The organism is Nonomuraea sp. NPDC049400, from assembly GCF_044466425.1.
Classification (GTDB): domain Bacteria; phylum Actinomycetota; class Actinomycetes; order Streptosporangiales; family Streptosporangiaceae; genus Nonomuraea.
Map to the genome: position 1 here is coordinate 1 of NZ_JBITMP010000060.1, position 18,826 is coordinate 18,826.

General features: G+C 71.5%; 18 protein-coding genes. 7 read left to right on the top strand and 11 right to left on the bottom strand.

Annotated features, from left to right (window positions below):
* Nucleotides 1-97 precede the first annotated feature (97 nt).
* Nucleotides 98-772 (top strand): class I SAM-dependent methyltransferase, encoded by a 675-nt coding sequence (locus tag ACIBVN_RS51135; protein ID WP_397148562.1) that lies wholly within the window; start codon nt 98-100, stop codon nt 770-772.
* Between the two features lie 107 nt (nt 773-879).
* Here ACIBVN_RS51135 and ACIBVN_RS51140 read toward each other — a convergent pair whose 3' ends face one another.
* Nucleotides 880-1,854, bottom strand: coding sequence for an Lrp/AsnC family transcriptional regulator (locus tag ACIBVN_RS51140; RefSeq protein ID WP_397148564.1), 975 nt, complete (start codon nt 1,852-1,854; stop codon nt 880-882).
* A gap of 128 nt (nt 1,855-1,982) precedes the next feature.
* On the opposite strand from ACIBVN_RS51140, the gene ACIBVN_RS51145 reads away from it, so the two are divergent.
* From ACIBVN_RS51145 to ACIBVN_RS51155, 3 genes are all read left to right on the top strand, one after another.
* Nucleotides 1,983-3,407 carry an MFS transporter gene (locus ACIBVN_RS51145; RefSeq protein ID WP_397148566.1) on the top strand — a complete coding sequence of 475 codons (1,425 nt, stop codon included), beginning with the start codon at nt 1,983-1,985 and terminating at the stop codon, nt 3,405-3,407.
* Nucleotides 3,408-3,472: 65 nt separating this feature from the next.
* Nucleotides 3,473-3,763 carry an antibiotic biosynthesis monooxygenase family protein gene (locus ACIBVN_RS51150; protein ID WP_397148568.1) on the top strand — a complete coding sequence of 97 codons (291 nt, stop codon included), beginning with the start codon at nt 3,473-3,475 and terminating at the stop codon, nt 3,761-3,763.
* The gene (locus ACIBVN_RS51155; RefSeq protein WP_397148570.1) at nt 3,763-4,917 is read left to right on the top strand and encodes a serine hydrolase domain-containing protein; all 1,155 of its coding nucleotides are present in this window, start codon (nt 3,763-3,765) and stop codon (nt 4,915-4,917) included. The genes ACIBVN_RS51150 and ACIBVN_RS51155 overlap by 1 nt, the downstream gene beginning before the upstream one ends.
* Nucleotides 4,918-4,974: 57 nt before the next feature.
* Here ACIBVN_RS51155 and ACIBVN_RS51160 read toward each other — a convergent pair whose 3' ends face one another.
* The 7 genes from ACIBVN_RS51160 to ACIBVN_RS51190 form a co-directional block, all read right to left on the bottom strand.
* Nucleotides 4,975-5,868 carry a FadR/GntR family transcriptional regulator gene (locus ACIBVN_RS51160; RefSeq protein WP_397148572.1) on the bottom strand — a complete coding sequence of 298 codons (894 nt, stop codon included), beginning with the start codon at nt 5,866-5,868 and terminating at the stop codon, nt 4,975-4,977.
* Entirely contained in the window at nt 5,865-7,001 is a 1,137-nt protein-coding gene (locus ACIBVN_RS51165; RefSeq protein WP_397148574.1) for an ABC transporter ATP-binding protein, read from the bottom strand. The genes ACIBVN_RS51160 and ACIBVN_RS51165 overlap by 4 nt, the downstream gene beginning before the upstream one ends.
* Nucleotides 6,998-7,807 (bottom strand): carbohydrate ABC transporter permease, encoded by an 810-nt coding sequence (locus ACIBVN_RS51170; RefSeq protein ID WP_397148576.1) that lies wholly within the window; start codon nt 7,805-7,807, stop codon nt 6,998-7,000. The genes ACIBVN_RS51165 and ACIBVN_RS51170 overlap by 4 nt, the downstream gene beginning before the upstream one ends.
* Nucleotides 7,804-8,661 carry a carbohydrate ABC transporter permease gene (locus tag ACIBVN_RS51175; RefSeq protein WP_397148578.1) on the bottom strand — a complete coding sequence of 286 codons (858 nt, stop codon included), beginning with the start codon at nt 8,659-8,661 and terminating at the stop codon, nt 7,804-7,806. The genes ACIBVN_RS51170 and ACIBVN_RS51175 overlap by 4 nt, the downstream gene beginning before the upstream one ends.
* The gene (locus tag ACIBVN_RS51180) at nt 8,658-8,993 is read right to left on the bottom strand and encodes a hypothetical protein (protein ID WP_397148580.1); all 336 of its coding nucleotides are present in this window, start codon (nt 8,991-8,993) and stop codon (nt 8,658-8,660) included. The genes ACIBVN_RS51175 and ACIBVN_RS51180 overlap by 4 nt, the downstream gene beginning before the upstream one ends.
* Nucleotides 8,994-9,231: 238 nt before the next feature.
* Nucleotides 9,232-9,933 (bottom strand): extracellular solute-binding protein, encoded by a 702-nt coding sequence (locus ACIBVN_RS51185; RefSeq protein ID WP_397148582.1) that lies wholly within the window; start codon nt 9,931-9,933, stop codon nt 9,232-9,234.
* Between the two features lie 14 nt (nt 9,934-9,947).
* A complete protein-coding gene (locus ACIBVN_RS51190; RefSeq protein WP_397148584.1) occupies nt 9,948-11,069 on the bottom strand; it encodes a cellulase-like family protein in 1,122 nt (373 codons plus the stop codon).
* A gap of 115 nt (nt 11,070-11,184) precedes the next feature.
* Between ACIBVN_RS51190 and ACIBVN_RS51195 the strand changes: the two genes are divergently transcribed.
* Together ACIBVN_RS51195 and ACIBVN_RS51200 are read left to right on the top strand one after the other, a co-directional pair.
* Nucleotides 11,185-12,387: a mandelate racemase/muconate lactonizing enzyme family protein gene (locus tag ACIBVN_RS51195; RefSeq protein WP_397148586.1), complete on the top strand. Its 1,203-nt coding sequence runs from the start codon at nt 11,185-11,187 to the stop codon at nt 12,385-12,387.
* Nucleotides 12,384-13,436: an alcohol dehydrogenase catalytic domain-containing protein gene (locus ACIBVN_RS51200; protein WP_397148588.1), complete on the top strand. Its 1,053-nt coding sequence runs from the start codon at nt 12,384-12,386 to the stop codon at nt 13,434-13,436. The genes ACIBVN_RS51195 and ACIBVN_RS51200 overlap by 4 nt, the downstream gene beginning before the upstream one ends.
* 58 nt (nt 13,437-13,494) lie before the next feature.
* Here the strand turns inward: ACIBVN_RS51200 and ACIBVN_RS51205 are convergent, their stop codons facing one another.
* On the bottom strand, nt 13,495-13,926 hold the full coding sequence (locus tag ACIBVN_RS51205; protein ID WP_397148590.1) for a MarR family winged helix-turn-helix transcriptional regulator: 432 nt from the start codon (nt 13,924-13,926) through the stop codon (nt 13,495-13,497).
* A 100-nt stretch (nt 13,927-14,026) separates the two neighbouring features.
* Between ACIBVN_RS51205 and ACIBVN_RS51210 the strand changes: the two genes are divergently transcribed.
* Entirely contained in the window at nt 14,027-15,478 is a 1,452-nt protein-coding gene (locus ACIBVN_RS51210; protein ID WP_397148592.1) for an MFS transporter, read from the top strand.
* A 31-nt stretch (nt 15,479-15,509) separates the two neighbouring features.
* Here ACIBVN_RS51210 and ACIBVN_RS51215 read toward each other — a convergent pair whose 3' ends face one another.
* Together ACIBVN_RS51215 and ACIBVN_RS51220 are read right to left on the bottom strand one after the other, a co-directional pair.
* Nucleotides 15,510-18,176 carry an NACHT domain-containing protein gene (locus tag ACIBVN_RS51215; protein ID WP_397148594.1) on the bottom strand — a complete coding sequence of 889 codons (2,667 nt, stop codon included), beginning with the start codon at nt 18,174-18,176 and terminating at the stop codon, nt 15,510-15,512.
* Nucleotides 18,173-18,826: a hypothetical protein gene (locus ACIBVN_RS51220; RefSeq protein WP_397148596.1), complete on the bottom strand. Its 654-nt coding sequence runs from the start codon at nt 18,824-18,826 to the stop codon at nt 18,173-18,175. The genes ACIBVN_RS51215 and ACIBVN_RS51220 overlap by 4 nt, the downstream gene beginning before the upstream one ends.

The window sequence follows — 18,826 nt, forward strand, 5'->3', positions numbered from 1 at the left end:
GATCGGGCCACCAAGCTCGATCACAGGCCCGGCTCAGCAGATCGCGATCGAGATGCAACCGGCCGGGATCGACCGCTTTACACCAGCTACCTAGATCATGACCGCACGGTATGACGGGCAGGCCGAGTGGTACGACGAGTACATCGGGTCCAACGCCGCCGTTACCATCGCCGACCTGGGTGACCTGCTGGGTCCCGGCGAAGGGCTGTGCCTGGACCTCGGCTGCGGCACCGGCCTCTACCTCGACGCCATCCGCTCCACCGGCCGGGCCGTCGTCGGCCTCGACCGTTCCGCCGACCAGTTGAGTCTCGCCCGCCGCCGGGACGGCGCCGCCCCGCTCCTCCAGGGCGACGCGACGGTGCTCCCGTTCGCCGCGGACACGTTCGGCACCGTCACCGCGCTCTGGATCTCCACCGACATCGCCGACTTCGCCGGGCTGCTGCGCGAGGCGGCCCGGGTCCTGCGCCCTGGCGGGTTGCTGCTGTTCTACGGCGTGCACCCGTGCTTCAACGGCCCGCACATCGAGACCCGCGAGGACGGAGCGGTGGTCATCCATCCCACGTACCGGATCACGGGCTGGCACAAGCGCTCGCCGTGGTGGCGCAAGGGCGGGGTGCGGGAGCGGGTCGGGATGAGCCATGTGCCGCTGGCCGACCTGGTCAACGCCTTCATCGACGCGGGACTGGGCATCGAGCGCGTGTACGAGCCCCAGCGGCGCCCCATTCCGAACGTGCTGGCCGTACGGGCGGTCCGCCGGGACTCCAGCGGGTGATGGGCGCTCACTTCCAGACCGTGGCCTTGGGCTTGGTCACCCGGCCGCCCACGCGGAAGACCACGGCCGTGTGCGCCATCGTGGCAATGGCAGCGGCTCCGGGGGCCTCAGGAGGGGCGGCGGGGTGAGTGCCCGGCCGCCTTGAGGATGTGCATGACCGGGGCGGTCTCCAGGGCGCGGATCTGGTCCAGCGCGCTGAGCCGGTGGGTGAGGTAGCGGTGCAGATCGGCGGGGGTGCGGCAGAGCGCGTTGGCGAGCAGGTTGGTCGGGCCGGTGGTCGCGGCGACGACGGCGAGCTCGTGGTGGGTGGCGAGGGTGGTCGCGACCTGGTCCAGGTGTGCCGGCGCGACGGTCATCCACAGCAGGGCCTGGGTGGTGACGCCGTACGCGGCGGCGTCGACCTCCACGTCGAAGAAGACCAGCCCCCGGGCGCGCAGGTCGGCCAGGCGGCGTGCCACTGTCGCCTGGGACCAGCCGGTCGCGGCGGCCAGCTCGGCGTAGCCGGTCCGGCCATCGTGGCGCAGGGCGTCGATCAGGCCGTGGTCCGCACCGGTCAGCGCGTACGGGCCTGGAGTGACGGCGGGTTGAGCCGGTGGCGCCAGCCGCTGCCGCTGCCGCTCGTCGAGTGCCTGGAGGCGTCCGTGCCACGCCGTCGGACCGCCCAGGTACGTGTGGAGCAGCAGCTGCGCGGAGACCGCGGTGATCCCGGACGTGCGGGGGATGTCGTGCAGCAGCAGCGACCGTGACGGCCCGCTGTGGCCCGGCGCCTGGACGATCGCGAAGATCTCCGTGCCTCCGGAGGCCAGCTTGACCCAGGAGGTGTCGGGCCGCCGGGCCAGCGCGTGGGCCAGAGCCTGCGAGGCGGACGGGGCGGCGGTGAGCCGGACCGCCCATTGCGCCTGGCCGGTGTGGTCCTGTTCGGGCAGGCCGACGACGCGCAGCCCGGCCTCGGCGCGCAGCCGCCGGTAGCGGCGCGCCACCGTCTGCGTGGACACGCCGAGCACCTCCGCGATCCGGCTGAACGGGGCCCGCCCGTCGATGTGCAGAGCATGGATCAGGCCCCGGTCCAGATCGTCGAGCATGGTCACATTCTCTCGCCTGGCGGACTCTGGTGGAAGAAACCATCCAATGAAGTCCTGTGGCTGGAACACCAGCATCTCCCGGCGTCACGCTGCTGCCTGCAATCACAAGCCGGCAAAAGGAGTAGCGGATGCTCGTACGAGAGGACACATCGGCGGCGGTGGCACATCGGTGGCGGTGGCTCGCCCTGGTCACGCTGCTGATCGCCGAGGCGATGAACCTGCTGGACGCCACGATCGTCACGGTGGCCGCTCCCGTGATCCACCACGATTTCGGCGGCGCCGGATCCGATATCCAGTGGTTCAGTGCCGCCTACACGCTGCCCTTCGCCGTGCTGCTGATCCCCGGCGGCCGCCTGGGCGACCTGGCCGGTCGCAGGCGGACGTTCGCGGCGGGCGTCGCGGCCTTCGCGCTGGCATCGGTGATGTGCGCGTGCGCCACCGGCCCGGGGATGCTGATCGGCATGCGCGCCATCCAGGGCGCCGCGGCCGCACTGATCATTCCGCAGACCATCGGGCTGATCCGGGCCATGTTCGACGGGGCCGAGCTGGCCAAGGCGATGGGCAGCATCGGACCGGTGATGGGCCTGGCCGCCATCTGCGGGCCGGTGCTGGGGGCCGTGCTCACCCACGCCGACCTGTTCGGCGTGTCGTGGCGGGCGGCGTTCCTGATCAACATCCCCCTCGCCGCCGTCGTGCTGGCCAGCGTTCCGGCGCTGCGGGAGAACAGCTCATCCCGGCCCGTCCGCCTGGACCTGAGCGGGACCGCCCTGGCGATGCTCGGAACCGGACTGGTCGTCTACCCCCTCATCCAGGGCAACACGGCCGGCTGGCCGGCCTGGACCTGGGCCGCCCTGGGCGCCGGCGTCGTGGTGCTGGTGGCGTTCGGCCGGCAGCAGCGTCGCCGCGCCCGCCGCGGCCGCGGCGCGCTGATCGAGCCGAGCCTGTTCCGCGGCCGGGCCTTTCCCGCCGCGTTGGCGACCTCCACGCTGTTCTTCGCGGCGGTGAACGGCTTGACGGTGGTGATCGTCCTGCAGGTGCAGCTCGGCCTGGGCGGCGACGTCCTCACGTCCGGGATGACCTTGCTGCCGTGGTCGGCCGCGATGGCCGTCGCGTCATGGGTCTGCGGCACCCGCCTGTTCCCCAGGTACGGGGCCAGGGTCATGTTCGCTGGGCTCGCCGCCCTGCTCGCCGGGGTCTTCGGCGCCATCGCCGCCTATCAGACTGCTCTCACCTGGCTTCTTCCCGCCGCCCTGGCGCTGGGCGGGCTCGGGAACGGGCTGTTCACCGTTCCGTTCTTCACCACGGCGCTGTCGCGGGTCCGCCCCCACGAAACCGGCTCCGCCGCGGGCCTGCTCAACGCCGTCCAGCAGTTCGGCGGTACGCTCGGCATCGCCGTACTCGGCACGGCCTTCTTCCACGTCTTCACCCGTTCCGGCCTCGCACCCGGGACGGCCGCCCTCGACGCGACCGCGCTCGCGTTCTGGATCGCCGCGGCCCTCATCGTCGCCACCGCCGCCACGGCGGCTCTCATGAACGCCCAAGATAGTCACTAAATTTGACTGTATGGATTGGTGACTATATGGTGGTCTGTGTTGAATCACGAGACATGGAGGCAGAGATGACCGCGGTGGAGTTGACCCGGTTCACAGTGGCGCCGGACAGGACTGATGAGATGCTGGCCGCCCGTCCTGGGATGGTGGCGGATTTCCAGGCCGACCGGGCGGGCTTCCTGGGTGCCCGGCTGGTGCGGCTGCCCGGCGATGAATGGCTGGACGTGGTGGAGTGGCGTTCGCCGGAGGACTTGGCCGCCTCTCGTGCCAAGGGTGCCAACCTTCCAGGCATCGCCGCGTTCTTCGCCACGCTCGGCGACCTCGTCAGCGACGAGCTGGGCACTCTGGAGGTCCAGTGATGCCCGGCACGACGAGCCTGGTTCATGGCACGGTGGCCACGGGATTCGAGGGCGTCGCCGAGCGGTTCGCCACCGTCGTGGCGGCCGAGCGCGACCCCGGCGCGCAGCTCGCGGTCTATCACCGGGGCCGCCAGGTGGTCGACCTGTGGGCCGGCCAGGAGGTGAGCGGGGATTCGCTGCACGCCCTGTTCTCCTCGGGCAAGGCCGCCGCCCACCTGGTGGTCGCGCTGCTGGTCCAGGACGGGACGCTGGATCTGGACCGGCCCGTCGCCTCCTGGTGGCCGGAGTTCGCCGCCGAAGGCAAGGCGGCGATCACGTTGCGGGACCTGCTGGCCCACCGCGCCGGGCTCATCGGCGTGGACGGCGGATTCGCCGTCGCCGAGCTGGCCGACGACCGGCTCATCGCCGAACGGCTCGCTTCCCAGCGCCCCTATTGGCAGCCGGGGACCGGATACGGCTACCACGCCTTCGTGATCGGCGCGCTTACCGGCGAGGTGGTGCGCCGGGCCACCGGAAAGACCCTCCAGCAGGTGTACGAAGAGCGCATCCGCGCCCCGTACGGACTGGACTTCCACCTGGGGCTCCCCGAGCACCTCGAACCCCGCTACGTCCCCGTGCAGCCGCTGTTCCCCGAAGATCGGGAGGCCGCCGCGGCCCACGCGCCCGCGCCGGACAGCCTGACCGGGATCGCCTTCAACCTCAACGCCACCCCACCCACCGATCTGGCCGATTTCGCCAACACCCGGATGGTCCGGGCCCTCGGCCCCGCCTCCTCCGGCAGCGTCGGCAGCGCGCGCGGCCTGGCGAGGATGTACGCGGCGGCCATCGGTCAGGTCGACGGCCACCCGCCGCTCCTGCGTCCGGGCACGCTGGCCGAGTTCACCACGCCGCACACGCCCGGCCGCGACCTGGTCACCGGCGAGAGCGACCACTTCCTGCTCGGCTTCGAAGCCCAAGGCGTCCGATACCCGGCACTCGGCCCCGCCGCGTTCGGCCACAGCGGCGCGGTGGGCGCCCAGTCCTTCGCCGATCCCGCCACCGGCATCGCCTACAGCTACACCCGGCGCCGCTTCTCCTTCGGCGGAGGCGGCGGGGCGCCAGAAAACCAGCACCTCATCCGCGCCGTCGTCCAAGCCGCGGGCAGCGCTCGATAGCCGTTCGCGGCAATGAGCCGCGCATCCTGAACGGGGTGCCGATCAGCGGGGGTGACGTCATGAGGGCGTGCGCAGGTCCGCCATGAGGTCGTCGCCGGACTGCGTCGCGGGGGAGGCGAGCTGGTGCTCGATGACCTCGGCGAGGTTGGCGTCCATGTCGGGCCCGTAGAACTCCTCGGCGAGGTCGAGGTGGCGGCGCATCGCCTCGCGCGCGCCGTCGGGATCGCGGTCGAGGATGTGCTCCAGGATCACGGTGTGCAGGGGCTCGCCGGCCTCCCGCACCTCGCGGTCGCTGAGGCTGCGCAGCATCAGCCCGTACGTGAGGTCCTGGATCGAGGTGAACATCATGTGGATGACCGGGTTGCCGGAGGCCCTGGCGATGGTCTCGTGGAAGGTGAGGTCCACCCGCGCCCTGGCGTGCACGTCGCCCGGCCGGGCGAAGAGCTGGTGGACGCGGAGCAGATCGGTGCGGTCCCGCTTGGTGGCGTTGACGGCGGCCAGGCCCGCGGCCTCGGTCTCCAGCATGACCCGCGCCCGCATGAGCTGGCGGGCGGTCACGCCGGCGGCGCGGGCCGCGAGGTACATCGGCCGCATCAGGTTTTCCGCCGTGTAGCGGCGCACGAAGCTGCCGCGCTGCGGCGAGACCTCGATCAGCCCGCGCTCCTGCAGGGCCCGGAGCACCTCCCTGATGACCGGGCGGCTGACCGCGAACTCGGTCGCCAGGTCGCGCTCGGACGGCAGCCGCACGCCGGCGGCCCAGTGGCCGGTCAGGATCCGGTCCTCCAGGACGGCGATCAACGCTCCCGGCGTGGTCTTACCACTTTCCGCGATCACGTTTTCAGGCGACGGCCTGTTCCCGCCATCGGCGGTCGCGCTTTCGGGCGACGGTCTCTTCCCGTCATCAGCGGTCATGCTCTCGGGCGACGGCTTCTTCGCGCCATCAGCGGTCATGCCGACCACGGTAGCGGCTCGCCGCCGGTGGCGAGCCCGGTGCCGTGCCAGCACGCCCGCCCGTCCGGCCCGAAGAGGTGGAGATCGGTGAGCGGCACGTGGAAGGTCGCACGCTCCCCGTCCCGCGGCCCGGTCCGCGGCGGGACACGGGCGACGAGCGCCCGTCCCGTGCGGTCACGAAGATGCAGGATGCGCTCGTTTCCGAGATTCTCCCCGTACGACACCGTCGCCTCGAGCTCGAAGGCCGGCGACGCGGCGTCGGGGCGCACCCGTACGGACTCGGGCCTGAAGCCGATCCGCACCGACTCGGGCAGGTCGTCCGGCAGCCCCTCGCGCGGCAGCCGCCAGCGCAGGTCACCGCTGGACAGCTCGAACCCGTCCGCGCCCGCACGCGCGGTGGCGTCGAGCAGGTTCATCCGCGGGCTGCCGAGGAACGTGGCGACGAACTCGTCGGCAGGCTGCTCGTAGATCTCGGCCGGGGTGCCGATCTGCGCGAACTCGCCCTCGTTGAGCACCGCGACCCGGTCGCCCATGGTCATGGCCTCGACCTGGTCGTGGGTCACGTACAGGACGGTCCCCTCGGTGCGGCGGTGGAACTCGATCAGCTCGGCGCGCATCTGCACGCGCAGCGCCGCGTCCAGGTTGGACAGCGGCTCGTCCATGAGGTACGCGGCCGGCTCCCGGATCATGGCGCGGCCGAGCGCGACCCGCTGGCGCTGGCCGCCGGAGAGCTGTCCCGGCTTCTTCTTGAGCTGGTCGGCAAGGCCGAGCACGCGGCTGGTGTCGGCGATGCGCTGCCGGATGACGTCCTTCGGCACGCGGTGGGCCCGGAGGCCGAACGCCAGGTTGCCCTCGACGCTGAGATGCGGGTAGAGGGCGTAGTCCTGGAAGACCATGCCGATCCCGCGCTCGCCCGGGTGGGCGTGGGTGACGTCACGGCCGCCGACCTTCACCCGCCCGGCGCTGACCGGCTCGATCCCGGCGACGATCCGCATCAGCGTGGACTTCCCGCACCCGGACGGGCCGACGATCACCAGGAACTCCCCGTCGCGCACGTGCAGGTCGATGTCGGTGAACAGCACCTGGCTGCCGTAACGCTTGGTGACCCGCTCGATGCGGATGCCGTCGGTCATCGCTTGATCCCTCCGAGGGTGAGGCCCGAGACGTAGTAGCGCTGCAGCAGGGCGAACAGGGCCAGCGGCGGCAGGACCGACAGCAGCGCGGCGGCGGTCTGCAGGTGGTAGACGATCCCGTGCTCGCCCTCGAACGACGACAGCGCGAGCGGCAGCGTCCACAGCTCCTGCTCGCTCGCGGCGATCAGCGGCCAGATCAGGTTGTCCCACTGGGCGAGGAACTGCAGCAGCAGCACGGTGAGCAGGGCGGGGCGCAGCAGCGGGACCGCGATGAGGAAGAAGATACGCAGCTCGCCCGCGCCGTCCACGCGCGCGGCGTGCAGCATCTGCGCGGGGATGCCCAGCGCGAACTGGCGGACCAGGAAGACGCCGAGCGCGCTGGCCACGAACGGCGCGATGAGGCCCTGGTAGCTGTTGAGCCAGCCGAGCTCGCTGAGCGCCACGAACACCGGGATCATGACGACCGCCGGGGTGAGGGACAGCGCGATGACCACGAGGTCGAGCAGCGCTGCCCGGCCAGGGAAGCGCAGCCGGGCCAGCGCGTACCCGGCTGCCGCCGAGATCGCCACGTCGAGCACCGCGACCGCCGACGCGATCAGGATGCTGTTGAGCAGGTAGCGCGGGAACCGGCCGTCGGTCATGATCTGGCCGATGTTGTCGAACAGCGCGAAACCGTGGAATCGCAGCCCGGACAGGTCGCTGTCGTCCGGCGCCGACGCGAGCACGATCATGGAGTAGAGCGGCAGCAACATCAGCGCCACGAAGCCGATGAGGGCCACGGTGGTGAGCGCGCGGCTGATTCTCATTCCTCGTCACTCCTGATCAGCTTGAACTGGGTGAAGGCGAAGACCAGCAGCACCACCAGCAGGACGATCGCGATCGCCGACGCGTAGCCGAACCGGGCGTAGGAGAACGCGTTGTTGTACAGGTAGAGGGGCAGCACCTGGGTGGCGTTGACCGGCCCGCCCTTGGTGAGCAGGTAGGCGGGGACGAAGGACTGCATGGCCCCGGTGACGGCCACCACGATCACGAAGGTGAAGGTGCGGCGCAGCAGCGGCACGGTGATGAGGAAGAACGTACGCAGCGCGCGGGCGCCGTCGATGGCGGCGGCCTCGAAGACGTTCGACGGCAGGGCCTGCAGCCCGGCCACGAAGATGATCACGTAGAGGCCGACGTACTTCCAGATGACCATCACGAGCAGCGCCCAGATGGCGTAGCCGGAGTCGGTGAGCCACGGCCGGGCACCCACGAGCGTGTCGGCGAGACCGCCGGTCGAGTAGCTGACCTGCCACAGCACCGTGGCGCCGACCAGCGGCATCACCGCGGGGATGAAGACCAGGCCGCGCAGCCAGGCGCGCAGCCGCCCTGGCCTGGCCAGCGGCACGGCCACGACCAGGGCGATCACGATCGTCGGGCCCACGGCGAAGACCGTGTAGAGCAGGGTCACCCGCACACTGGCCCAGAACTCGTCGTTCGCCCACATCTGGCGGTAGTTCTCCAGGCCCACCCACTCGGGGGTGCCCGACAGGTCGTACGAGGTGAAGCTCAGGTACAGGGCGGCCAGCGCGGGCAGCGCCCAGAACAGGACGAAGTACACGATCGCCGGGGCGGCGAGGCCCGCGCCCGCGCGAGCCTCCCGCACCGTCATGGTGCGGGTCATTTGAGGATCCGCCCCACGGCGTCGTCGAAGGCGACCGCGGCGTCCCTGGCCGGCCGCTGCTTGTGGATCACGGACTCCAGCGCGTCGAGCAGCGCCTTGATCGTCTCCGTCCACTGCGGCAGCACCGGGCCGAAGTCGGTGTACGGGAGCTGCTCCTCCAGCTGCTGGCTGGCCTTGTCGCGGGCGCTGGGCAGCTTCTGCCAGCCGGTCGCCGGGGTGACCAGGCCGGTGGCGGCCAGCTGCTGGTCGACGTTGGCGGAGCTGGACAGCCAGTTGACGAAGTGCCACGCCGTGTACGGATTTTTCGCCTTTTTGGCGACCAGCCACCCCATAAGTAGCCGGAGGCCACCTTCTCCTTGCCCGCCCAGGAGGGCACGACGGCGCTGTCGAAGGTCTCGCCCAGCTTGGCCTTGGGATTGAGCTCCGGTATGAGGCTGGAGGTGAACCTGCCGGACACCAGCATGGCCGAGGTGCCCTTGGCGAACAGGCCGAACGCGCCCACCGGGTCGCTCAGCCTCGGGTTGCCCTGCCGGCCGTAGTACTCCAGGGCCTGGATGCCCTCAGGGGTGGTCAGGCCGCCGCGCCCGGTGGCCTAATGCGCCCGCCCAGGCCGTTGATCAGCGGGAGGAAGTTCAGCATCGCCCAGATGTTGTCGGCGAGCTGCCACTGGAGGCCGACCTGGGAGCCCGTGGTGAGCTTCCGGCCGAACTCCTCGACCTCCTCCCAGGTGGCCGGGGGTCTGTCGGGGTCGAGCCCGGCCTGCTCGAAGCGGTCGCGGCGGTACCACAGGTGGACCGAGTTGAAGTCGATCGGGATCCCGTAGACCTGGTCCTTGTAGGTCAGGGCGGCGAAGGCGTTGGTGTCGAACCTGCCCTTGAGCTCCTCGATGGAGCCCGCGCCGAACTCCGCCGGCGGCAGCGGCGCGACCTGCCCCTTCGAGGCCCGCTCCGCGAGGGTCCAGGCGCCGACCTTGATCAGGTCCGGCGGCGAGCCCGTGGTGAACGCGGTGGAGAGCTTGGTGTCGAGGTTGGCGATCGGGACGTACAGGGGCTTGATCGTCACCTTCGGGAACTGGCGCCGGTACTCGGCGATCTTGGCGTTGAAGTACTTGGTGTTCGCCTGCTCCTCGTGCATCCAGACGGTGAGCGGACCCTGCGGCCCGGCCTCCTTGGAGCCGACCGGCTCGCCGCCCGATCCGCAGGCGGTCAGCGGGCTCGCCAGACCCAGCAGGGCGGCGCCGCGCAGGAGATCTCGGCGGGGGATGGCAGTCATGTGTCCGGTTCCTCTCAGGAGACGGGCGCGAACTCGGTTACCCCCGCGTGGATGGCGTCGGTCATGCGCCGGTGCCAGGCGATGTCGCGCCACATGCCGGTGAACTGGGGGCCGCAGAAGTTGCTGGTGGCCAGTGCCTCCCAGCGGCCGGTGGCGAGCGCGGCGCGTACCCCGCTCTCGCACAGTTCCTTGACCCAGCCCCAGTCGCGGCCGGGGCCGTCCTTGTAGTTGACGATCCCCCAGCATTCGGTGGTCACCAGCGGCTTGCCGGCCGACCGCGACCACTCGGCGACCTTCCCGATGTGCTCGGCCAGGCTGCCGGCCCACCGCTCGGGGTCCGCACGGTAGAGGCGCTCCGCCGGTCCTGACAGCGGCTCGTAGGCGCGCGGGTCGAACTGGGAGTTGTGCAGGTCGTAGCCGATCCGGTCGTAGAAGTCGGTGGTGGCCTGCGGCGTCATCCACACGTGCGGCTCGAGCAGGTCCAGCTCGGACAGGTCCTCGCCGTCCGCGCCGGTGGTCTCGGTGCAGACGGACAGCGTGTAGCGGTGGCGCGGATGGGCGGCCCGCAGGGTGCCGATGGCCTCGCGGGTCCAGCTCCGCACGACCTCGTCGCCTCGCGACAGGGTCACGGCGTCGGGGTCGTTGCCGTACAGGAACGGCGCCCACATCGCGAGCGGCCACTCGTTCACCAGGTCGACGAAGTAGATCGCGTCGGCGAGGCCGGCGCGCTCGATCGCCGTGAGCGTGACGTCCCAGATCCGGGCCAGGTCGGCGGCGGTACGGACGCTCAAGCGGGTGTCGAGCTCGTCCTTCCTGAACCAGGAGGACAGCGCCACCCGCAGCCCCCGGACCGCGCAGGACTGGATGAACTCCAGCAGGTCGGGCAGCACACGTACGGAGACCGGCTCGGTGGCGCCCCACGCCTCGAAGTGCCACACGGGCAGCAGGCGCCAGGTCCGCTCCGGATCTGCCGCGACCAGATGGGGGAAGGCGTCGATGCGCACCGCGTCGTAGCCCCGCTCGACCAGCTCGTCGAGCGCACGGTCCCAGTCCTGGTAGCCGGCGCCGTCCCAGCGCCGCTCCAGCCAGGAGAAGTCCCACATGGTGATCGCTAAGGGGCTGTTGGTCAACGTCATAGTCTCAACATCCGTTCTGACGTTGGTCTTACCAGATTGCTCGAGCTTCCCTGGCAGATATGGTCCTGTCAAGGTCCTTGTGTGTGCTGGTCTGACCAGATATGGTCCTCGAACCATGAGCATCCGAGCCGTCGGCCTGGAAACCATCCGATGCCCGATTCAGCCCAACGTGCTCCTGGTACGGCTGCACACCGACGACGGCCGGACCGGCCTCGGTGAGTCGTTCTTCGGGGCGGAGTCGGTCGAGGCGTACCTGCACGAGACCGTCGCGCCGCAGCTCGTGGGCGCGCCGCTGCCCAGCCCGGAGCGGCTGCGCCGGCTGCTCACCGGCCACGTGGGCTTCCAGGGCAGCGGGGTGGAGACCCGCGGCAACGGGGCGATCGACATGGCGGTGTGGGACCTGCTCGGCAAGGCGGCGGGCCTGCCGGTGGCCGCCCTGCTCGGCGGGCCCTACCAGGACGGCCTGCCGGTCTACAACACCTGCGCGGGGCCGTCGTACGTCAAGAACGAGCCGCGCCAGGCCGTGTCGAACTGGGGCCTGGCGGAGACGTCGCCGTACGAGGACCTGCGCGGCTTCCTCGAACGGCCGGGCGAGCTGGCCAAGGACCTGTGGGACGAGGGCCTGCGGGCCATGAAGGTGTGGCCGTTCGACCAGGCGGCCGAGCGCACCGGCGGCATGCGGCTGGAGCGGGCCGACCTGCTCGCCGGCCTGCGGGTGCTCGGCGAGATCAAGAACGCCGTACCCGACATGGACGTCATGGTCGAGCTGCACGGGCTATGGAGCCTGCACGCCGCGCTCGGCCTGGTCACGGAGCTCGAGCGCTTCGCCCCGTACTGGATCGAGGACCCATTGCGGTCCGACAGCCACGCCTCCTACGCCACGCTGCAGTCCGCGACGTCCGTGCCGCTGGCCACCGGCGAGACGCTGACCGGGCAGCGCTCGTTCCGCGCGCTGCTGGAGCGCTCGGCGATCCGGGTCGCGATCGTCGACATAGGCTGGACGGGCGGGCTGACCGAGGCCCGCAAGATCGCCGCGCTCGCCGACTCGTACGACCTGCCGTTCGCGCCGCACGACTGCACCGGGCCCGTCTCGTTCGCGGCCTGCGTGCACCTCGCCCTGAGCCAGCCCAACGCGCTGGTGCAGGAGAGCGTGCGCGCGTTCCGCCACACCTGGTACCAGGAGCTGGCGACCGGCCTGCCGCGGGTGGAGAACGGCCGGGTGAGCCTGGACGGGCGGCCCGGGCTGGGCGTCGAGCTCGCCGACGGCCTCACCGAGCGGCCGGGCGTGACGACCCGGCTGACCGGGTCCCGGGTATGAAGGCGCTGCGCTGGTACGGGCGCGGCGACGTCCGGCTGGTAGACGTCGACGTGCCGAGGCCCGGCCCCGGCGAGGTGCTGATCGCGGTCACGCTCTGCGGCATCTGCGGCAGCGACGTCGAGGAGTACCACGCGGGCCCGATCGTGGTGCCGGTGTCGCCGCACCCGCTGACCGGCCGGGCGGCGCCGCTCACCCTGGGACACGAGGTCGTCGGCGTGGTGGCGGAACCCGGCGAGGGCGTCACCCTCGCCCCCGGCACCCCCGTCGTGCCCGACGTGGTGCTGGGCTGCGGGCGGTGCTGGTGGTGCGCGCGGGGGGAGTACCCGCTGTGCGAGCGCGGGGCGGCGCTCGGGCTGCAGGACGACGGCGGGCTGGCGGAGTACCTGGTGGCGCCGGCCGGCCGCTGCGCCCCCCTGCCCGACGGCATGCCCGCCGACGTCGCCGTCTTCGCCGAGCCCGCGGCGGTCGCCGTGCGCGCGCTCGACAAGGCCGGCGACGTGTCCGGCGCCGTGGTCGCGGTCGTGGGCGCCGGCGCGATCGGGCTGCTGGTCGCCCAGGTGGCAAGGTGCCGCCGCGCGGCGGCGATCGTCGCGGTCGATCCGGACCCGGGGCGCCGCTCGCTGGCCGGCTCGTGCGGCCTGGTCGCCGCGGCTCCCGGCGACGCCGCGGACGCCGCCGTTCGCGAGCTGACCGGCGGGCGTGGCGCCGACGTGGTGGTGGAGAGCGCGGGAACGGCCGCCGCGGTGGCCGGCGCGCTGTCGCTCTGCCGCCGTGGCGGCACCGCCGTCCTGCTCGGCGTCACGCCGGAGCCGGCCGTCCTCCCCACGCTGGACGTGGTGCTGGGGGAGAAGCACGTCGTGGGCTCGGCCTCGCACCGATGGGACACCGACGTGCGCGGCGCCGTCGCCCTGCTGCACAGCGGGCACGTTCGTGTCGATCAGCTGCCCGTGCAGACCGTCCCGCTGCCGGACGCCGTACGACGCGGCCTGGCCGACCCGCCGCGTCACCTGCTGAAGACCATCGTCGACGTCGCAAGCGTGCGCGACTGACGAACGCCCCGCCCTCCATCGGTGAGCTCGCGGGGCGGGGCGTTCGGCGCGTGCGGGGCTAATGCTCGATGCTGGCGTTGAAGTGCGCCAGTCCTTCGGCGAAGGCGGCCAGCTCCTGCGGGGTCCAGCCCCTCAGGACCGTGGCGAGGCCGTTGAGCCGGTACTCGCGCTCACCGGCCACCCGGCGCAGTCCCTCCTCGGTGATGCGGAGTTTGCGCGCCATCCCGCCCTCGGGGTCGGGGATGCGCTCGGCCAGGCCGTCGCGGAGCAGGACGGCGGTCTGCCGGTTGACGGTGGAGGTGTCGAGGCTGAATGCCTGCGCGAGCTGGCCGATCGACATCGGCCCCTCGGCCTCGAGCCGGCTGAGCAGGATGTAGCTGCTGCCGCGCTCGAGCCGCCGTTCCTGGGCAGGCGCGGCCGTCGCCGCCAGCTCCTTGTAGCGGCCGATGAGCATGAGCTCGCGCTCGATGTGAACGATCTCCTCGCGCACGAGTACCTCCCCACCGCGTCTCGAATATCCCTCTATATAGCGAACTGTAGGATACACACGATATGCATCGTGCATACGCTCGGTGAGATTCGGAGAACTCATGAGTTCGACGCGCGCCACCCCGTCCAGCGGAGCGATCATCAGTGTGCTGGCGGCGGCGGGCATCACGGTCTCGCTGATGCAGACCCTGATCGTCCCGCTGATCGCCACCCTGCCGACCCTGTTGCACACCAGCGCCGCCGACGCCTTCTGGGCCATCACCGCGACCCTGCTGGCCGGCGCGGTGGCCATGCCCGTGTCGGGACGGCTCGGTGACCTGTACGGCAAGCGCCGCGTCATGATGGCCAGCGCGCTCCTGCTGGCCGTCGGCTCTCTGGTGTGCGCGCCCGCCGAATCGCTGGCCCCCATGGTGGCCGGCCGCACGCTGCAGGGGCTCGGCATGGGCGTGATCCCGCTGGGCATCGCCATCATGCGTGACGTGCTGCCGCCGCAGCGGCTCGGCTCCGCCATCGGGCTGATGAGCTCCTCGCTGGGCGTGGGCGGTGCGCTCGGCCTGCCCGCCGCCGCGCTCGTCGCCCAGTACGTCAGCTGGCACGCGCTGTTCTGGGGGGCGGCCGGGCTCGGCCTGCTGATGAGCGTCCTGATCCTGCTGATCGTGCCGGAGTCGCCGGTGAAGTCGCCGGGACGCTTCGACTTCGTCGGGGCGGCGGGGCTGGCGGCCGGCCTGGTCCTGCTCCTGCTGCCGATCTCCAAGGGCAGCGACTGGGGCTGGACGAGCGGCACCACGCTCGGCATGTTCGCCGCCTCGGCGGTGATCCTGCTGCTGTGGGGGTGGTGGGAGCTGCGCACGCCCGCGCCGCTGATCGACCTGCGCACCAGCGTGCGCCGCCAGGTGCTGATGACCAACCTGGCCTCCATCGTCATCGGCTTCGCCATGTACGCGATGTCGCTGATCACGCCCCAGCTGCTGCAACTGCCCGCGGCCACCGGGTACGGCCTGGGCCGTTCCATGGTCGAGGCCGGCCTGTGGATGGCGCCTGCCGGGCTGATGATGATGGCGGTCTCGCCCGTGGCGGCGCGCCTGTCGGCCGCCCGCGGACCCAAGACGTCCTTGCTGCTCGGCACGCTGATCATCGCCGCCGGCTACCTCCTGGCCCTCGTGCTGATGGGCGAGGCGTGGGGAATCCTGATCTTCTCCGCCGTGGTCGCCGCCGGGATCGGCTTCGCCTACGCGGCCATGCCATCCATCATCATGAGCGCCGTACCGCTCACCGCGACGGCCGCCGCCAACGGCCTCAACAGCCTGATGCGCTCGATCGGCACGTCCTGCGCCAGCGCCGTGCTCGGGGCGGTCCTGGCCAACATGACGATCAAGCTCGGTCCCGTGACGCTGCCGTCCGAAGCCGGCTTCCGCACCGGCTTCCTCATCGGCGGCGGCGTGGCGCTGCTGGCGGCGCTGATCGTCCTGACCATCCCGGGCCGCCGCGCCACCGCGCCCCCCGCGGCCTCCGACCGGCCCGCCGACACCGGCCGCGAGGTCCGCACGCGCTAGCCGTGGGAACGCCGCCGCCGGGTGGTCGGCCTCAGCCCGGGGTGCATCGATGACTGCGCGTTTCTGACGGCGTTCCTCCGTACCTTGAAGACTCGCGGCCGGTGCTGTTCCCGGCGCTCTCGGACGGAGTCAGGAAGTCCTGGAGTTCGCGGTGCCGGAACTGGTAGGTGGCGCCGGTGACGCGCAGCAGCCGTGCCTCGCAGGCCCAGTCGAGAAAGTCCCACAGCCGGAACGGAAGCAGACCGCGCGTGGCTGCGACGGCCAGGCCGATCATGGCGCGGGTCCAGGCGATCGCGCCGAAGGCCAGGCCGAAGGTCACGCCGCCGATGAGCGCGCACACCAGTGACTCGACGACGTCCTGGTTCATGACGAACACCAGGAAAGCGGCGACACCGCCGGTGAGGCCGAAAGCCAGGCCGATCGTCGGGTTCCGGTGGAGGGCCTCCCGCGGGTGGGCGAGCTCCGCATCCTTGCTCCAGCCCCCAGTGGCGATCTTGAAAACGACCCCCAGCGCGAAAGCCAGGACGAAGGCCCCGGTCACGCCCACGGCCAGCGGCAGCGGGCCGGCGTGGGCCAGCCGCAGCGGCGCCAGTCCGGTGAGCGCGCCGCACAGTCCGAAGCCCAGCAGGATGACGGGTTCGGCGCGGACCGCCTCCGACACGGTCATGCGCTCGGCTCCCCGCCGACCGGCAGCGGTCACTCCGATGACCGCGCCAAGCGCCAGCCCCCCGGTTCCCCCGGCGGCGACGGCAAAGACGGGACCGAAGATTCGCTCTCCGGTCAGTATCAGCCCCGCCAGGCCACCGAGCACTCCGACGGGGAGGCCCGCCAGGGCGCCGAGCAGGCCGCCGGTGACGCGCCGCCCGCGAGGGACGTTGGTTCGCCCACCGGCGGCGGCCGGCCATGGCGACAGCGACAGGCCGGTTGCGATGCCCACCCAGCCCGCCATGAGGGCCAAGGTGAGCAGTTCCTCCGGGTCGAGCCCGTCACGCAGGTCGCCAGGGCTGTCGACCGCCGAGCCCGTCCAGAAGACCAGCATGGCGATGACCGAGAAGAGCACACAGCACAGACAGTGCAACGCCTGGACCAGGCGTCGGCCGCCGATCGGCCACAGCAGGTGGGGGACGATGTCGATCGCCGTCAGGCCGGGCGGCGGCCGATCCTCCTCGGCGGTGCGGGCGGCCTGCCACCGCAGGTGGGCCGCGAGGTGCACGAGCCACGACCGCACCTGAGCGGGCTGGTAGGGAGTGCTGTGCGCGGCGCGGGGCGTGAGGCCGGTCGCCGCCGGGACGTACGCCTCCAGCAGCCGCCGGCCGATCGCCGCCGCTCCCTCACGAGGGTCGGCGCGCGGATCCACCCGGAGCAGTTCGACCGGGTCGGCGCCGGCCTCCGCGGCGGTGGCGGTCAGCAACAGCCGCCAGGGTGTGGCGAGAGCGGAGTGCACGGCCTTTCCCGCCGGCCCGGACAGTGCCGCGTGGATGTCGTCGCGGTGCCTTTCGCATGGATGGCGGTCCGGCCAGCGGGCGTGCAGGTACGTGCTGATCTGTTCGGTGGTCAGGTTGCGAAGATGGATCCGGGCGGCGTTGTCCAGCTCGACCCCGGCCTCGCGCAGCTCGGCGTGACGATCGGCCCGGCAGGTCACGACGACCGCTCCCGGCCGCCGCCCGGAAAGGTCGCTGTAGCGGTTGAGCTCGGTCAGCAGCCCGATCGCCCGGCGCGGCGGGCCCATCGACGGCTCGGGGTCCAGCTCGTCCAGTCCGTCCACCACCGGCAGCACCCGGCGATCGCGCACCAGCCGCAGCGCGTCCTTGGCCGCGAGCCCGAAGTCCTGCACCAGCTGCTCGGCCAGCCAGGGTTCGAACGGCCGCCCCAAGGTCCATCGGGTCGCGTTCAGGCGTACCGGCACCATCTGCGGCTGACCGGGCCGGCCGTCGGCGGCCACGAAGGGCTCCAGCAGTTGCAGCACCAGTTCGATGGCGAGCACTGTCTTGCCCGACCCTGAGGAGCCCACGACGAGCAGGCGCTGCGGGCGCAGGCCGGTGAAGAGACGGCCGATCGACCGCAGGTCGTCCGCCACCTCGCCGGGTGCGTCGTCACGATGGATCGAGTCGGCGTACAGCCCGAAGGAGACGGGCGCGATGTTGTAGCCGCCCAGCAGTCCTTTACGGGCCCTGTCCTCTTCCCGGACCACTCGCCGTGACAGCAGCTCGAGTGTGTGATCCGACGAGAGACGATCGGCGGTCCTGGCCTGGGCCGTCGCGTTCCCCGCCGGGCCGGCGGCCGCCACCGTGGCAGGCGTCTCCGCCGCCGGAGGCCCCGCCACGTCCTCCGGCGGCATTCGCTCATCGGGTGGGGTGACCGGTTCGGCCAGGGCCGTCCTGGCGGCTCGCCAGCGTTCCAGCTCACCGGGAATCAGCTCGGCAGGAAAGTCGCAGGAGCGCAAGCAGGCGGTGACGAAGGCCCGCACGAAATCCCACCGCGGCAGCCGGTCGGTCTGCCGCAGCACATGCGAGGTCGTGCTCTTCGGCAACGCGTCGACCATGGCTCCGTCCGAGGCCGCCGTCTGGCCGCCGAGAGAGCGCAGCCTGCTCAAAGACGGCTCGCCCGCCCATTGTTTGAGCCGGGCCAGCGAGTGGACGAAGTCCGCCACGCTGTCGGCCTTGGTGGGATCGGGCGGACCGGGACGATCTGCGATCATGAGCGCCCCGTCCCCACCAGCGACCACTCGAACCTGGCCCTGCCGCGGCGAGGCCAGCGGCCGTCCAGGTACAGGCCCTCCAATGTCTGGACGTGGCGTGACTCCATCAGGAAGTTTCGTGCCTCGTCGGCCTCGACCAGCTCCCGGCCGACCGCGATCGGAACGAACCCGTGCCGGGGAATGTAGACCCATCGGCCGCGGTCCCAGTCATAGGGGTCGAACCAGCGGTGGCGGACCGTGCCGGACACCTGCACCTCCCGGCCGTCCCGGGTCAGGACGAACGAGCCCTGCGAGCGCAGCAGGCTCACCCTGCTGACGTAGAAGAGCTCCGTACCGATGAACGCGTTGATCCGCGCGTCCCAGTGGTCGTGCAGCCAGGTGGAGGCGCCGTCGCGCAGCCGTCCCGCCTCCCGGGCGAGCTGCCGTTCGAAGCGGCGCTGGTTCTTGCGCTCGGCATTCTTGATCACTTTGAACGAGCGCAGCCAGCGCAGGGACATCGTCCTGGAAGCGCCCGCGCCGTCCATGAAGTGTTCCAGGAAGTCGGACGCGAGCGGGTGGAGCTGCCGGCCGCCGTCGATGATCGAACGGAACAACGCGGCCAGTTCCGGGACGGGCCTGTCTGTCCGTCGCCGGAAACCTCGAAGGAACAT

Bases quoted from the DNA above. Each gene is read 5' to 3' on its own strand.
- ACIBVN_RS51135 (WP_397148562.1), top strand. From the start codon at position 98: ATGACCGCACGGTATGACGGGCAGGCCGAGTGGTACGACGAGTACATC.
- ACIBVN_RS51140 (WP_397148564.1), bottom strand. From the start codon at position 1,854: ATGCTCGACGATCTGGACCGGGGCCTGATCCATGCTCTGCACATCGAC.
- ACIBVN_RS51145 (WP_397148566.1), top strand. From the start codon at position 1,983: ATGCTCGTACGAGAGGACACATCGGCGGCGGTGGCACATCGGTGGCGG.
- ACIBVN_RS51150 (WP_397148568.1), top strand. From the start codon at position 3,473: ATGACCGCGGTGGAGTTGACCCGGTTCACAGTGGCGCCGGACAGGACT.
- ACIBVN_RS51155 (WP_397148570.1), top strand. From the start codon at position 3,763: ATGCCCGGCACGACGAGCCTGGTTCATGGCACGGTGGCCACGGGATTC.
- ACIBVN_RS51160 (WP_397148572.1), bottom strand. From the start codon at position 5,868: ATGACCGCTGATGGCGCGAAGAAGCCGTCGCCCGAGAGCATGACCGCT.
- ACIBVN_RS51165 (WP_397148574.1), bottom strand. From the start codon at position 7,001: ATGACCGACGGCATCCGCATCGAGCGGGTCACCAAGCGTTACGGCAGC.
- ACIBVN_RS51170 (WP_397148576.1), bottom strand. From the start codon at position 7,807: ATGAGAATCAGCCGCGCGCTCACCACCGTGGCCCTCATCGGCTTCGTG.
- ACIBVN_RS51175 (WP_397148578.1), bottom strand. From the start codon at position 8,661: ATGACCCGCACCATGACGGTGCGGGAGGCTCGCGCGGGCGCGGGCCTC.
- ACIBVN_RS51180 (WP_397148580.1), bottom strand. From the start codon at position 8,993: ATGGGGTGGCTGGTCGCCAAAAAGGCGAAAAATCCGTACACGGCGTGG.
- ACIBVN_RS51185 (WP_397148582.1), bottom strand. From the start codon at position 9,933: ATGACTGCCATCCCCCGCCGAGATCTCCTGCGCGGCGCCGCCCTGCTG.
- ACIBVN_RS51190 (WP_397148584.1), bottom strand. From the start codon at position 11,069: ATGACGTTGACCAACAGCCCCTTAGCGATCACCATGTGGGACTTCTCC.
- ACIBVN_RS51195 (WP_397148586.1), top strand. From the start codon at position 11,185: ATGAGCATCCGAGCCGTCGGCCTGGAAACCATCCGATGCCCGATTCAG.
- ACIBVN_RS51200 (WP_397148588.1), top strand. From the start codon at position 12,384: ATGAAGGCGCTGCGCTGGTACGGGCGCGGCGACGTCCGGCTGGTAGAC.
- ACIBVN_RS51210 (WP_397148592.1), top strand. From the start codon at position 14,027: ATGAGTTCGACGCGCGCCACCCCGTCCAGCGGAGCGATCATCAGTGTG.
- ACIBVN_RS51215 (WP_397148594.1), bottom strand. From the start codon at position 18,176: ATGATCGCAGATCGTCCCGGTCCGCCCGATCCCACCAAGGCCGACAGC.
- ACIBVN_RS51220 (WP_397148596.1), bottom strand. From the start codon at position 18,826: ATGTTCCTTCGAGGTTTCCGGCGACGGACAGACAGGCCCGTCCCGGAA.